This is a genomic window from Mesorhizobium sp. LSHC412B00 (assembly GCF_000503035.1).
Lineage (GTDB): Bacteria > Pseudomonadota > Alphaproteobacteria > Rhizobiales > Rhizobiaceae > Mesorhizobium.
Window position 1 is genome coordinate 288,972 of sequence record NZ_AYWB01000004.1, and the last position, 14,432, is coordinate 303,403.

Genomic DNA, 14,432 nt, shown 5'->3' on the forward strand with positions numbered 1-14,432 from the left:
TCAATGTCCTCCCGTCTCTTTGTTCGCCTGGCGGATGTTCCAGACCATGATCGGGATGACCGCGATCATGATGATGATGGCGATGGTGGCGCCGCGGCCGAAATCGCCGCCGCCGCGGAACATCCAATCGAACATCAGATTGGCCAGCACCTGGCTGTTCCATTGGCCGTTGGTCATGGTCAGCACGATGTCGAACACTTTCAGCACCAGGATGGTGATCGTCGTCCAGACCACGGCGATGGTGCCCCAGATCTGCGGCACCATGATCTTCCAGAAGATCTGGAACGGATTGGCGCCGTCGATGACCGCGGCTTCAAGCGTCTCTTCGGGGATGCCGCGCAACGCCGAAGACAGGATGACCATGGCAAAGCCGGTCTGGATCCAGATCAGGATGATCATCAGGAAGAAATTGTTCCAGAACGGCAGCGATATCCAGACCTGCGGCTGGCCGCCGAAATACTGGATGATGGCGTTGAGCAGGCCGATCTGCGTCTGGCCCTCGCCGCGATATTCGTAGATGAATTTCCAGATCACGCTGGCGCCGACGAAGGAGATCGCCAGCGGCAGGAAGATCAGGCTCTTGGCGATTGTGCCCCACCAGATCTTGTCCGTGAGCACGGCGATTATCAACCCTAGAAAGGTGCAGGCGGCGGGCACCACCGCCAGCCAGATGATGTTATTCAGGATCGAGTTGCGGAACTCGCGGTCGCCGAACGCCCATTCATAGTTGGCGAAGCCGACAAAATGCTGGCCGCCGCGGTCGAGGAAGGACAGCCAGAGCGTCGCCACCACCGGATAGATCAGGTAGACGGTGAGGATGATCATCGCCGGGCCGACGAACAGCCACGGACGGACCAGTCCTTGCCGGCGCAGATTGTCGATGGCCGCAGCCCCGGCCACGCCGCGCGACGGGAATATCAGGTCGACCAGCTTGTTGGCGCCCCAGAAATAGGCGACGCAGCCGCCGACGCCGATGATGATGACAAAAATGGCCGATAAGATCTGAGCAGCCATGGGTCCCTCTTCCCTGCGCATGATCGGCCGGGCCTTGAACAGCCCTGGCGATGTGGCTCTGCGCCGATTTAAGTTATTCTGAAACGAACGAACGCAAATCGGTCCGGCGTAAGGCGCCGGTCGGATCCGGGCCATAGCGGCCCGGACCCAGTCTGTGGAGGAAGTCCTGAATTTGCCGCCAAAGCGGCTGATTACTTGGCAGTGGTTACTTGCCAGCTGACTGCTTGCCAGCTGACTACTTGATAGCGTCCCAGCTCTTCTGGATGTCGGTGGCGACATCCTGCGCCGACTTGCCGCCGACCAGATCGATCATGCCGGTCCAGAAGGCGCCGGCGCCGATCTTGCCCGGCATCAGGTCCGAACCGTCGAAGCGGAAGGTCGAGGCATTGGCAAGGATATCGCCCTGCTTCTTCAGCGCGTCGCTGGCATAGGCATCCTTGTTGACCGACTTAAGCGGCGTGACGAAGCCGCCCTGGGCCATCCAGATTTCATGTGCCAGCGGCATTTTCAGGAATTCGATGAACGCGCGTGCACCCTTCGAGTCCTTGGTGATCATGGCCAGCGTGCCGGCGCCGAGCACAGGCGTGCCCAGCTCGGGCTTGGATGCATAGGGCGGGAAGTAAAAGAAGTCGGCGTCCTGTCCAACCTTTGTGCCTTCCGGGAAGAAGGTCGGGATGAACGATGCCTGATGGTGCAGGTAGCATTTCGGCGGCACCGAGAAGAGGCCCTTCGGGCTGTCGCGGAAGTCGGTCGCGGCAACCGCCTTGGCCCCACCGTCGACCATCTTGTCGTCGGTCGCGATCTTGCCGAAAATGTCGATGGCGTTGACCACCGCCGGATCGTTGAACGGGATCTCGTTCTTTACCCACTTGTCATACACGTCGGGCGCCTGGGTGCGCAGCATGATGTCTTCGACCCAGTCGGTCGCCGGCCAGCCGGTAGCGCCGCCTGAGCCGAGGCCGATGCACCACGGCGTGCCGCCGTCGGCGATGATCTTCTTCTCGAGGTCGGCGAGCTCTTCCTGGGTCTTGGGAACCTTGTAGCCGGCTTCCTCGAAATTGTCGGGCGAATACCAGACCAGCGATTTCACGTCGGCCTTGTAGGGGAAGGCGAAGAAGCCCGGCTTGCCGTCCTTGTCCTTGAAGGTGCCGAGATCGACCCATGACTGGCCGGCGCCGTAATTGTCCTTGATCCATTTGGCGGTGTCGTCGCCCAGCGGCGTCAAAAGGCCCTTGGACGCCAGATCCTGGATCAGGCCCGGCTGCGGCAGTACGGCGATATTGGGCGGGCTGCCGGCCTGGGTATCGATGACGATCTGCTGTTCGTAATTTTCCGACGAGGAGTATTTGATCTCGGCGCCGGTGGCTTCCTGAAAATATTCGAGAACAGTGCGGATGAGGCCTTCGTCCTCGCCGCGCCAGGGCCCGAAGATGGTCAGTGTCTCGCCCTTGAGATCGACCTTCTTCAGTTCTTCGTAATTGGCCCAGTTGAAGCGCTTGTCTTCCCCGGGCTTGAACTTCAGTTCGGCTTGCGCCGGCAGGGACAAGGCGAGCGTGGCAAACGCTGCGCCAAGCAGAAGCATCTTCTTCATCGGTATTCCTCCCAGTGTGGACACATACACCCGGACGGAACCTCCATTCCGCCCGCCGACGCTGCAGGACTGTGACTCGTTCAGTAAGGAACCGCAACCTTTCCAAGAGTCTTCCAAAGCGCTTTGGCCTTTTTGATCTCGCCATTGAATCGGCTGAAAGTCAAGAGGGCGGTGGGCTAATCGATTTAATTTCGAGCTGGAAGACTTGGTAAAGTGCACTGCAGCATAGTTTTACGGCGGTGCAGCAGCGTATTAAGCTTCAAACTGGCCGGACCAGTGCGTATGGTCGACCAGCTTGGCCGCGCCCGTTGTGGCGCCGCGTGGCTTCAAAATTAAAAGCGCTTTGAGGCTTGGAGACCTCCCAGTGAACCTGAAGCAGCTCTCTCATTTGCTAGCCCTGTCGCAGACAACGGTAAGCCGTGCGCTCAACGGCTATCCGGAGGTCAACGAGGAAACCCGCCGGCGCGTGGTGGATGCCGCCAAGCGCCACGGCTACCGGCCCAATCCGAGCGCGCGCCGGCTGGCGACCGGCAAGACGGGCATGATCGGCTATGTCCTGCCGACGGGCGCCTCCGTAGACATCGACCCGCATTTCGTCGAGTTCCTGTCGGGTCTCGGCGACTATGCCCGCTCGCACGAGCTCGACCTGGTGCTGTCGCCGGCCGATGCCGACGACCAGGAAACCACCTATCGCCGCATCGTCGCCAACCGCCAGGTCGACGCCGTTTACATCTCCTCGCCGCGCCCGGCCGACCGGCGGGTGGCGCTGGTCAACACGCTCGGCATTCCCTTCATCGTCCATGGCCGCAGCGAAGGCTTCGATTTCGACTACCCCTTCACCGACATCGACAATGAGGGCGGCTTCCACGACGCCGCCCGGCTGCTGGTTCAGCTCGGCCACCGCCGGCTGGCGCTGATCAATGGCGACGACCGCGAGACCTTCGCCATCCACCGCGAGCGCGGCATGCGCAGGGCGCTGGCCGCGAGCGGCCTGACGCTCGGCGAGCGCCATGTCTGCTCGGTGACGATGACCGAGGAGAACGGCTATCGCGCCGCCAGGCGCCTGCTCGAACAAAGCGAACCGCCGACGGCGATCGCCTGCTCCAGCCTGATCATGTCGCTCGGCGTCGTGCGCGCCGTGCGCGACCTTGGCCTGACCATTCCCGGCGACCTGTCGCTGATTGCCCATGACGACGTTTTCCCATGGCTGAAGCCGGAGAATTTTTCCGTGCCGCTGTCGACGACGCGCTCGTCGATCCGCCTGGCCGGCGCCCGCATCGCCGAACGCCTGGCAGCGCGCATTTCCGGCTTGGAAGAAGGGGCGCGAGGCGAGGTCTGGCCAGTCGACCTTGTGGTCAGGGGTTCGGTCGCAGGCGCCCCGGTCTAGGGATTAATCCATCGCTCCGCTGGGCAAGTTCACCCTTGTGGATGTTGCCCGCAGATAGATTGACTTTGTTGGGACAACGGTCTGCCTGGACCTGTCCTTGATTTGCCTTCTAGTGGGTGGCAACCAGTAAGCCAGAGCCATCAACCAGTCCTCAGGGTGCGCCACTTGCCCACATTCCCGTTCTCCGAAACGGATCCAATCCGGCATCCTGGCCCGCCGCCGAAAGCGTCGGAGGTGGTCATTGTCGGTGGCGGCATCATCGGCGTAACGACAGCGCTTTTCCTGGCACAGCGGAACATCCCGGTGACGCTGCTGGAAAAGGGACGCATTGCGGCCGAACAGTCGTCCCGAAACTGGGGCTGGATCCGAAAGCAGGGACGAGACGCGGATGAACTGCCCATCGTCATCGAGGCCATTCGCCTGTGGCGGCAACTGGCTGAGGAATGCGGCGAGGACATCGGCCTGACCCAGACAGGTGTGACCTACCTGGCGAACACCGACAAGGACATGGCCGGGTTCGAAGCCTTCATGAAGATCGCCGCGATCCATGCGCTCGACACCCGTCTCCTGGATGCAGACGAAACCGCGACACTCATCAAAGGCATGTCGCGCAAATTCAAGGGCGCGATGACGACGCCCTCCGACATGCGCGCGGAGCCTTGGCTGGCGGTGCCCGCACTTGCCCGGCTCGCCGTGCGAAAAGGCGTCAAAATCGTCGAGAATTGCGCAGCGCGAACCCTCGAAATCTCAGGCGGCAAGGTCAAGGGCGTGTGGACCGAGACGGGGTATATCGAGGCCTCCAGCGTGCTGGTCGCGGGCGGTGCCTGGTCATCCTTGTTCCTGAGAAGACACGGCGTCTCCATCCCCCAGCTCAGCGTCAGGGTAACCGCAGCCGCAACGGACCCCTTGGCTGAGATCTATGCCGGTGCCGCGGCCGACGAACACATCGCGTTCCGGCGCCGGCAGGATGGCGGCTACACGCTCGCCGCGGGCGGCAGCCATTTGCTTTATTTGGGACCTGACGCCTTCCGGCACGCCACCAAATACCTTCCCGCCCTCAGGGACAATCCGTTCGGGACGCGCTACTTTCCGTTCGCCCCGTCAGGCTACCCTGACGCCTGGTCGACGCCGCGCGATTGGGCGCCGGATTCCGTCAGTCCTTTCGAAAAAATGCGAGTGCTGAACCCGCCCCCTGAACGAGCCGGTCTGCGTTCGATAGAACGTAACTTCGGGTGTCTTTTTCCACAGTTCGAAGCAGTTCGCCTGAAGGCAGGCTGGGGCGGCATGATCGACGCCATGCCGGACGTCGTCCCCGTCGTGGATCGGGTTGAGGCAGTCGGCAGCCTTTTCGTCGCAACGGGAATGAGCGGCCACGGCTTCGGCATCGGGCCTGGCATAGGCCGCGTCGTTGCCGACATGATCCAGGGAAACCAGACGGGGCACGACCTCAGCCGCTTCCGGCTGTCGCGCTTCCATGATGGCAGCCCTGTCCGGCTGGGTCCGGCGCTCTGAATTGGGTGGCGCGAAATTCGCCCGGTTTACTTGTTCGCCGCCGCCTTCGTATCCAGCAGCCCATAACCGAAATCATTGTCCCGTCCCTTCGGACCGAGATCCCTGGCGGTGGCGGCCAGCGCCTTTTCGATATTGTCGGCCGAGCGCTCGGGTGAGGCGTGGATCAGGTTGGCGATTGCGCCGGACACGATCGCGGCGGCAAATGAGGTGCCGGTGACGACGTCAGAGCCGGCGCCGCTCGGCGCCACCATCTCGACACCGGGCGCCGAGATGAAGACATAAGCGCCGCGATTGGCCTGCTGCATCAGCCCGTCCTTGGCGTCGGTGGCGGTGACCGCGATCACGCCGTCATAGGCGGCGGGGTAGCCATAGGGCGCTTTCGGTCCGTTGTTGCCGGCAGCAGCGACCAGGATGATGCCTAGCCCGCGCGCATTGCGGCAGGCGGTGGCGAGCAGATCGTTCTTGGGGCCGACGAAACTCATATTGATGATGCTGACATTCTGGTCCGCCGCCCAGTCGAGCGCCGACAGGATGACATCCATGGTCGACCTGCCGTCCTCGAAGGCGCGGGCGTGATAGATCCTGGCGCCGGGCGCCATGCCTTCGAGCGCGCCGACGCCGGCGATCAGCCCGTCGACCGAGGTACCGTGGTCACGCTTTTCGACCGGCACGTTGGGCATGGCGTCGAACTGGTCGGCAATGACGCCGGTCAGCGCCGGATTGGTGTCGTCTATGCCGGTGTCGATGACGGCGATGCGCACGTTTTCGCCACTGGCTTGCTTGTTGTCGAGCTGAATGCGCTCGAAGGCATAGTTGACGATGCCGGCCGCCTGCTGCAGCGAATAGATATGGTTTGGCTCGCGCCGCAGGGTGCGGCCATCGGCGGCCAGCTGCGCCAGCACGGCGCCGACCGGGCGGCCGTCGGGAATGCCGAAGCGCACCAGCGTGGTGCCGAGCAGCCGCGACTGGCGCTGCGAGCGCACTTCAAGACCGAAGGAGGCGGCGATCTGCTGGACGGCGCCGGCATCGCCGTCGACGGTCACCAGCACCTCGTCGGGCACGAACTCGCCGGCGATGGCACGGCGCGGCGCGGTCGCGACAAGATCGGTCGGCGAAACGATCGCCCCGCCGGCGGGTGGCCCGGCCTGCGTGTCGGCAGGCGGCGCTGACGGCCGTGGCGTCGGCACGGGCGCTTCGGGAACCGGTGGGTTGGGAAACAGGTCGACGATCAGGGCCGGAAGGGTAACTGCGCCTGGTTCGCCGCCGACGTTGGCCTCATTGCCGTCTTTCGGGCAGTCGGCAGCCGCCGCTCCGGCCGCGTCGGTGCAGTCGGCCCGGCCGGCATTGGGATCATTGGTCTGCGCCGACGCCGGCACGGCGACGATTGTCGTCGCCGCCACCAGGATCGCCGCAAATCGAATGACCGCCCTAGCTGCCATCAACCGGTTTCCTTCCCTCGATCACAGTCTCCGCGAACGGCTGGGCGGCAATAAGGCCGACGAGCCTGGTGTAGTCTGCTCCGGTCTTGACCGGGATGGCAATGCGGAAGACGCCCGAGGCGGTCGGCCCGCCGGCGATCTTCAGCGCGTTCTGGTCGAGGAAGGCGGCGATGTCGGACATCTTCGCATCCGGCTTGAACTTGACCAGCGCGAACGGCAGTTTCGTCAGCTCATCCTCGGCGCCGGCAACCTCGAAATCATGGCTCTTGCCGCCGGTCTGCACGTAGGACTGCACCACGACCAACGCCAGCAGCACCGCCGCTGCCGCCCAGCCGACCGTGGCCGGCATCGCCGTGAACCGGCCGAGTGCCTGCGCCAGCCAGGAACGGCCCGCGGGAGCGCGGACCGGGCCGGCTTCGGCGTCGAGCGCCCTGGCAAAGCGGCTGAGCGCATCGGCCGGTGGCCGGATCGCCTCGTTGGCGGCGGTGGCGCCGGAGAATTCCGCCTCAGCCTCGCCAAGCGCCGCCATTGCCGCCGGATCGCTCGCCAGCCATTCCTCGACGGCTTCGAGGTCCGAGCCTTCCAGCGAGCCGTTCAGGTAGAACGGCAGCAGCGTTTCCATTTCGTCGCGGCGTGACATTTTTCCAGCGGCGCTCATATCTTCAGGATTGCTCATGGCCACCCCCTGTCGTAACCGGCGGCCTTGAGGGCTTCGCCGAGTTTCTTGCGGGCGTAGAACATTCGGGTCTTGACAGTGGCGACCGGGATGCCGAGCACCTCGCCGATCTCCGTCACCGACTGTCCATGGTAATAGGCAAGGTCGACCACCGAGCGGTGTTCCTCCGGCAAGGCATCGACGAAGCGCCGCAAGGCGGCGCCCTTGTCTTCCTTCATGGTGGCGACTTCCGGCGTGTCGGCGCCATCGGGAACCTGCGCCGCATCGTCGTCATCGATCCAGTCTTCTTTTTTCTTGCGCAGCATCGACAGCGCCTTGAAGCGGGCGATGCCGAGCAGCCATGTCGAGACTTCCGAGCGCCCTTCGAAACCGGGCGCCTGGCGCCACAGCTCAAGAAAGACCTCGTTTGCGATATCGTCGGCCATCATTTCCGATCCCGTCTGGCGCACCACGAAGCGGTAGACCCGCGCGTGGTGACGCATGAACAGCAGCCGAACAGCGGCACGGTCGCCCTTCGCGACCCGGTCGACAAGCGCGCGATCAGTCTCGGTCGCTGCCGTCATGGCCGGTCGAGCCGCCTGGCTCCTGTCTGCTCTGTCGCCGATCGGTTCAAAAAGGTTCATCCTTCCGCCAAGGAATTTTGGCGAAGCTAACCGAAGAAGGTGAGTGTTGCCAGAGTGTCTCCCTTCTCCCCGTGACTATACGGGGAGAAGGTGGCGGCAGCCGGATGAGGGGCGGCACCGGCGTTGGGGTATTTATGTTTGATGTTGCGCTGCCCCTCACCCTTACCCTCTCCCCGTATAGTGACGGGGAGAGGGGGGTAGCGAACGGCGGCTCAGCGACGACCTCCGTCACCCCAAAAACGGCTTAGCCTTCATGGTCTCCGGCACCGGCACACCCAGCCGCTTCAGCACCGTCGGCGCCAGTTGCAGCTGATCAAGCAGCGTGTCCGCATCCGGCCCTTTGCCGGCTCCGAAACAATACAGCGCGAAATCCTGCATTTCATCGTCGCGGCCGCCATGATGGCCGCGGTCTGTCTGGCCGTGGTCGGCGGTTACGATCACCTCGTAACCGGCTTGCCGCCAGCCCGGCAGGAAGGCTGCCAGCATGCCGTCCATCGCATAGCAGGCATGGTCCATTTCGTGGCAGTCATGGCCGAAGCGATGACCCATCGAATCCAGCGTGCAGGTGTGCAGGATCCCGTAGTCGATATCATGGCGCCGGGTCAGCATGGTCAGCGTCGCAAACAGGTCGACATCGCTCGGCGTCATCTGGTTGCGGGCATTATAGCCGGTCATGGTGTGGAAGCGGCCATGCGTGATGGGTCCGTTGGGCTCGTCGAACTCCATGTCCTCGATCAGGTCGAACGGATAGGAGCGGAAGAATTCGGACCAGTAGGAGTGCGTCACCGCGCCGGTCTTGCCGCCGGCCTTGCTGATTTCGGAGAAAATATCCGGCTTGTTGACGAGAAACCGGTTTTCGTTGGACAGGATGCCGTGCTCCTGCGGCGAAACGCCGGTGTGGATCGAGGCATAGCAGCAGGCCGAGGTCGACGGCAGCACCGAGCGCATCTTCCACACCTGCGCCTCGCCCGACTGCACCCAGCCCTCGAGATTGCCCATCAGCCGGCGCCAGTTCCGGTAGGGCACGCCGTCGAGAATGATGAGCAGCAGTTTGGTCTTGAGCGCCATGGGCGGCTCCGGAAAGCTTTTGCCGTTGAAGGAAGTTTTCGCGACAAAGGCCGCGAATTCCCTACTAATTCCCCGCGCTCGCCATGCGCCGTCCCTTGATCGCCTTTTCCAGCCAGCCGATCTCCATCTCGGGAACGGACGACAGCAGCAGGTCGGTATAGGCGTCGAAGGGCGGCGTCAGCACCTTGCTCTTGGCGCCATAGCGCACCACCTCGCCGCGATACATCACCGCGATCGAATCGGCGATCGACTTCACCGTCGCCAGATCGTGGGTGATGAAGAGGTAGGCGACCTTCTCGTGCTGCTGCAGGTTGAGCAGCAGCTTGAGAATGCCGTTGGCCACCAGCGGGTCGAGCGCCGATGTCACCTCGTCGCAGATGATCAGCTTGGGCTTGGCGGCGAGCGAGCGGGCGATACAGACGCGCTGTTTCTGGCCTCCGGAGAGTTCGGCCGGATAACGATCGAGAAAGCCCTTGCCCATCTCGATCTCGTCGAGCAGTTCGGCGACGCGCTTGTCGCGCTCGCGGCCGCGTATGCCGAAGTAGAATTCCAGCGGCCGGCCGATGATGGTGCCGACGGTCTGGCGCGGGTTCATCGCCACGTCGGCCATCTGATAGATCATCTGCAACTGGCGCAGATCCTCCTTCGGCCGGTCGGCAAGCCGGTTGGCGAGCGGCCTGCCATCGAAGGTGACGGTGCCTTCCTCGGGCGGCAACAGCCCGGTGATAGCGCGCGCCAGCGTCGACTTGCCAGAGCCGGATTCACCGACGACCGCCAGCGTCTGTCCCGGATAGATCTCGACCGAGACGTTCTTCAGCACCTTGACGTGGCTGCCGCCGTAAGCGGCGGTGACGTTCTTGACCGACAGGAACGGCGCGGCGCCGGGCTTCTGCTCGGCATGCTCGATCTCATGCACCGAGACCAGCGCATTGGTGTATTCCTGGCGCGGCTCCTTGATGATCTGGCGAGTGCCGCCCCATTCGACCAGCCTGCCATGGCGCAGCACCATGATCTCGTCCGAGACCTGGGCGACGACGGCAAGATCGTGGGTAATGTAGAGCGCCGCGACATGGGTGTCGCGGATGGCGTCCTTGATCGCCGCCAGCACGTCGATCTGCGTCGTCACGTCGAGCGCCGTGGTCGGCTCGTCGAAGACGATCAGGTCGGGTTCCGAACACAGCGCCATAGCCGTCATCACCCGCTGCAACTGACCGCCGGAGACCTGGTGCGGGAACCGTTCGCCGATGATTTCGGGGTTTGGCAGGCTGAGCTTCTTGAACAACGCCACGGCACGTTTCTCGGCCTCGGCGCGTGTCGCCGTGCCGTGCAGCAGCGTTGCTTCCACCACCTGGTCCATCAGCTTGTGCGCCGGATTGAAGGCCGCGGCCGCCGACTGCGCGACATAGCAGACCTCGCGGCCGCGCAATTTGCGGAAACCTTCCTTGCCGCCCTTGAGGATATCGCGGCCGTTGAGCAGCACCTCTCCGCCGGTGATGCGCACGCCGCCACGGCCATAGCCCATCGACGACAGGCCGATGGTCGACTTGCCGGCGCCGGACTCGCCGATCAGGCCGAGCACCTTGCCCTTTTCCAGCGTCAGCGAGACATCGTGGACCAAAACGATGTTCTTCGGCGCCTCGCCGGGCGGAAACACTGTCGCTTCGATGCGCAGATTGCGGATATCGAGCAGCAGGCCGGGCTTTGCTTTTGTGTCAGCCATCACCCGCGTCCTCCCTTCAGGCTTGTCGTGCGGTTGAGCACCCAGTCGGCGACCAGATTGACCGAAATCGCCAGTGCTGCGATCGCCGCGGCGGGAATGAGTGCCGCCCCGATACCGAAGACGATGCCGTCCTTGTTCTCCTTGACCATGCCGCCCCAGTCGGCATCCGGCGGTTGCACGCCAAGCCCGAGAAAGGAGAGCGTCGACAAGAACAGCACCGCGTAGATGAAGCGCAGGCCAAGTTCCGAGACCAGCGGCGAAAGCGCGTTGGGCAGGATCTCGCGGAAGATGATCCAGCCGCTGCCTTCGCCCCGCAGCTTGGCTGCCTCGACATAGTCCATGACGTTGATGTCGACGGCCACCGCGCGCGACAGCCGGTAGACGCGGGTCGAGTCGAGGACGCCCATCACCAGGATCAGCGTCACCAGGTTGGTCGGCAGCACCGAAAGCACGACGAGCGCCATGATCAAGGTCGGGATCGACATCAGCAGATCGACAAGGCGCGACAGCAGCGTGTCGAACCAGCCGCCGAACACCGCCGCCGAAAAGCCGAGGATGGCGCCGAGCGAGAATGACAGCGCGGTGGCCAGCACCGCAATGAACAGCGTGATGCGAGCGCCGTAGATCATGCGCGACAGAAGATCGCGACCGAGATTGTCGGTGCCCAGCAAATGTGCCGCCGTCATCGGTTCCCAGACATCGCCGACGATTTCGGCATTGCCGTACGGTGCGATCAACGGTGCGAAAACTGCCGCCAACACGAACATAGCCGTCAGCACGATGCCGATCAGCGCGGGGATGGGGATGCGTTTGATGTCGAGCATGCCCGCCGCCTATTTCGGATGTCTGAGGCGCGGATTGGCGACAATCGCCCCGATGTCCGCAATGATGTTCAGGCTGATATAGACGGCGGCGAAGACCAGGCCGACCGCCTGCACCACCGGCACGTCGCGCTTGGTGACGTGGTCGACCAGATATTGTCCCATGCCGGGATAGACGAAGATCACCTCGACCACGACGACGCCGACGATGAGGTAGGCGAGGTTGAGCATGACCACGTTGATGATCGGCGCTATGGCATTGGGGAAAGCATGCTTGCGGATGACGTTGAAGGCCGACAGGCCTTTCAGTTCCGCCGTCTCGACATAGGCCGACTGCATGACGTTGAGGATGGCCGCGCGGGTCATGCGCATCATATGCGCCAGCACAACCAGCGTCAGCGCGGTGGCCGGCAGCGCGATCGCCTGCATGCGCTCACCGAACGGCATGCCGTCATAGACCGTGGAAATGGCCGGGAACCATTGATACTTCACGGCAAAGAAATAGACGAGCACATAGCCGATGAAGAATTCCGGGAAAGATGTCGAGGCGAGCGCCAGGCCGGAGATCAGCTTGTCGACCCAGCCATTGCGGTAACGCACGGCGATCAGGCCGAGGATGATGGCCAGCGGCACGGCCACGATCGCAGCCCAGAAGGCGAGGAACAGCGTGTTCCACAGCCGCCCCTTGATCGACGTGGCAATATCCTGGCCGCTCGACATCGCCGTGCCAAGATCGCCGGTGAGCACACCGCCTAGCCAATGGAAATACCTGATGTAAGCCGGCTGATTCAGGCCGAGCTGCTCGCGCAGATTGGCGAGCGATTCCGGCGTCGCCGACTGTCCGAGAATGGCTTGCGCGACGTCGCCGGGCAGGATCTGGGTGCCGGCGAAGATCAGGACCGAAACGGCCAGCAAGAGGACGATGCCCAGCGCAACGCGCTGGGCCACAAGTTTCACGACGGGTGAGGACATATCCGCAAAGCCGGGCTCAGGCTTCGAGCCAGCACTTCGCCAGCGCGTAGCCGTTCATCAGCTCCTGATGCGGATCGTCGACCCAGCCGCCGACCTTGGCGCCTGTCGCATCGATGAACTGATTGAACATCGGCAGGATCAGGCCGCCCTCGTCGCGCACCAGCACGGCCATGTCGTGGTACATCTGCTTGCGCTTGGTCTCGTCGAGTTCGGCGCGTGCGGCTAGCACCAGCTTGTCGAAGTCCGGACGCTTGAAACGGGTGTCGTTCCAGTCGGCGGTCGACAGATAGGCGGTCGAGTACATCTGGTCCTGGGTCGAGCGGCCGCCCCAATAGGAGGCGCAGAAGGGCTGCTTGTTCCAGACCTCGTTCCAGTACCCGTCGCCGGGCTCGCGCTTGAGCTCGATCTTGATGCCGGCCTTGGCCGCGCTCTGCTGGAAGAGCTGCGAGGCGTCGACCGCGCCCGGGAAGGCGACGTCGGAGGTGCGCAGCAGCACGGTGCCGTCATGGCCCGACTTCTTGTAGTGGAACTTGGCCTTGTCGGGATCATATTTGCGCTGCTCGATCTCGGAAAACAGCGGATAGGACGAATTGATCGGGAAGTCGTTGCCGAGCGAGCCGTAGCCGCGCAGCACCTTGTTCAGCATCTCCTCACGGTCGATCGCGAGCTTCAGCGCCATGCGCAGGTCGCTGTTGTCGAAGGGCGCGGTGTTGCAATGCATGATGAAGACATAGTGGCCGGGGCCGGCATGGTTGCGGATGGTGACGCCCGGTACGCGCTTGATCAGGTCGACGATCTTCGGCTCGACGCGGTTGATCATGTTGACCTGGCCGCCCTGCAGGGCCGCCGTGCGCGCGGTCGCGTCGTTGATGACGATGATCTCGATCTGGTCGGCATGGCCCATCTTGTCGGCCTGCCAGTAATTGGCGAAGCGCTCGCCGCCATGGCGCACGCCGGGCTCGTTGGTGGTGACCTTGTAGGGTCCTGCCGAGATGCCGGCATCCGCCTTGTCCTTGCCGCCGTTGGGCTGGACGATGAGGTGGTAGTCGCTGAGGAGATACGGAAGGTCGGCGTTGGCCTCCTTCAGCGTCAGGACGACTTCCTTGCCACTGGCTTTGATGCTGTCGATGCCCTTCATGTAGCCCAGCGCGCCGGACTTCGACTTTTCATCGGAATGGCGCTCGAGCGTTGCCGCCACATCCTCAGCGGTCACCGTCTTGCCGTTGTGGAATTCGACGCCGTCGCGGATTTTCAGCGTCCACACCTTGGCGTCGTCCGACGAGCCGATCTCTTCGGCGATGCGGTTCTCGAGCTTGCCTTCCGGAGACAGCTCGACGATCAGTTCGCCCCACATCTTGCCAAAAGCGAACGGCACTTGCGTCATGAACAAAGCCGGGTCCAGGCTGTTCGTGGATTCGCCGCCGACGAGGCCGGCCTTCAGCGTGCCGCCCTTGACCGGGCCTTCCGCGCGAGCCGCACTGGAAAGCAGCATATTGGCGAAGGGCGCTGTGACGCCGAGTGCTGCGGCGCGGCCGAGGAAATCACGACGGCTCAGCTTGCCGGACGCAACGCGCCGGCTCAGATATTCGAGTTCGTTGGACATTTGAGT

Annotated in this window: 12 protein-coding genes; 2 read left to right on the top strand and 10 right to left on the bottom strand. The window is 63.4% G+C overall.

Translation table 11 applies throughout. The features are described 5' to 3' along the window. On the bottom strand, nucleotides 1-1,014 hold the full coding sequence (locus X757_RS154515) for a carbohydrate ABC transporter permease (protein ID WP_023668891.1): 1,014 nt from the start codon (nucleotides 1,012-1,014) through the stop codon (nucleotides 1-3). A 235-nt stretch (nucleotides 1,015-1,249) separates the two neighbouring features. Then, on the bottom strand, nucleotides 1,250-2,605 hold the full coding sequence (locus X757_RS154510; protein ID WP_023668892.1) for an ABC transporter substrate-binding protein: 1,356 nt from the start codon (nucleotides 2,603-2,605) through the stop codon (nucleotides 1,250-1,252). A 364-nt stretch (nucleotides 2,606-2,969) separates the two neighbouring features. On the opposite strand from X757_RS154510, the gene X757_RS154505 reads away from it, so the two are divergent. Together X757_RS154505 and X757_RS154500 are read left to right on the top strand one after the other, a co-directional pair. Then, nucleotides 2,970-3,992, top strand: a complete 1,023-nt coding sequence (locus tag X757_RS154505; RefSeq protein WP_023725913.1) for a substrate-binding domain-containing protein — start codon at nucleotides 2,970-2,972, stop codon at nucleotides 3,990-3,992. Between the two features lie 165 nt (nucleotides 3,993-4,157). Beyond that, nucleotides 4,158-5,504 (top strand): FAD-binding oxidoreductase, encoded by a 1,347-nt coding sequence (locus X757_RS154500; protein ID WP_023725914.1) that lies wholly within the window; start codon nucleotides 4,158-4,160, stop codon nucleotides 5,502-5,504. A 26-nt stretch (nucleotides 5,505-5,530) separates the two neighbouring features. Here the strand turns inward: X757_RS154500 and X757_RS154495 are convergent, their stop codons facing one another. The 8 genes from X757_RS154495 to X757_RS154460 form a co-directional block, all read right to left on the bottom strand. Further along, nucleotides 5,531-6,943, bottom strand: a complete 1,413-nt coding sequence (locus X757_RS154495) for a S8 family serine peptidase (protein ID WP_023725915.1) — start codon at nucleotides 6,941-6,943, stop codon at nucleotides 5,531-5,533. After that, nucleotides 6,933-7,601 carry a hypothetical protein gene (locus X757_RS154490; protein WP_023725916.1) on the bottom strand — a complete coding sequence of 223 codons (669 nt, stop codon included), beginning with the start codon at nucleotides 7,599-7,601 and terminating at the stop codon, nucleotides 6,933-6,935. Before X757_RS154490 ends, X757_RS154495 begins: the two co-directional genes overlap by 11 nt. Before the next feature lie 14 nt (nucleotides 7,602-7,615). Then, complete coding sequence (locus X757_RS154485; RefSeq protein WP_023725917.1) at nucleotides 7,616-8,182, bottom strand: sigma-70 family RNA polymerase sigma factor; 567 nt, start codon at nucleotides 8,180-8,182, stop codon at nucleotides 7,616-7,618. 288 nt (nucleotides 8,183-8,470) lie between these two features. Further along, nucleotides 8,471-9,310: an alkaline phosphatase family protein gene (locus X757_RS154480; RefSeq protein WP_023725918.1), complete on the bottom strand. Its 840-nt coding sequence runs from the start codon at nucleotides 9,308-9,310 to the stop codon at nucleotides 8,471-8,473. A 64-nt stretch (nucleotides 9,311-9,374) separates the two neighbouring features. After that, nucleotides 9,375-11,030, bottom strand: a complete 1,656-nt coding sequence (locus X757_RS154475) for an ABC transporter ATP-binding protein (protein WP_023725919.1) — start codon at nucleotides 11,028-11,030, stop codon at nucleotides 9,375-9,377. Then, nucleotides 11,030-11,854 (bottom strand): ABC transporter permease, encoded by an 825-nt coding sequence (locus tag X757_RS154470; RefSeq protein WP_023671389.1) that lies wholly within the window; start codon nucleotides 11,852-11,854, stop codon nucleotides 11,030-11,032. Before X757_RS154470 ends, X757_RS154475 begins: the two co-directional genes overlap by 1 nt. A 9-nt stretch (nucleotides 11,855-11,863) precedes the next feature. Further along, complete coding sequence (locus X757_RS154465; RefSeq protein ID WP_023671388.1) at nucleotides 11,864-12,823, bottom strand: ABC transporter permease; 960 nt, start codon at nucleotides 12,821-12,823, stop codon at nucleotides 11,864-11,866. 16 nt (nucleotides 12,824-12,839) lie between these two features. After that, the gene (locus X757_RS154460) at nucleotides 12,840-14,426 is read right to left on the bottom strand and encodes an ABC transporter substrate-binding protein (protein WP_023671387.1); all 1,587 of its coding nucleotides are present in this window, start codon (nucleotides 14,424-14,426) and stop codon (nucleotides 12,840-12,842) included. Nucleotides 14,427-14,432: the final 6 nt, after the last annotated feature.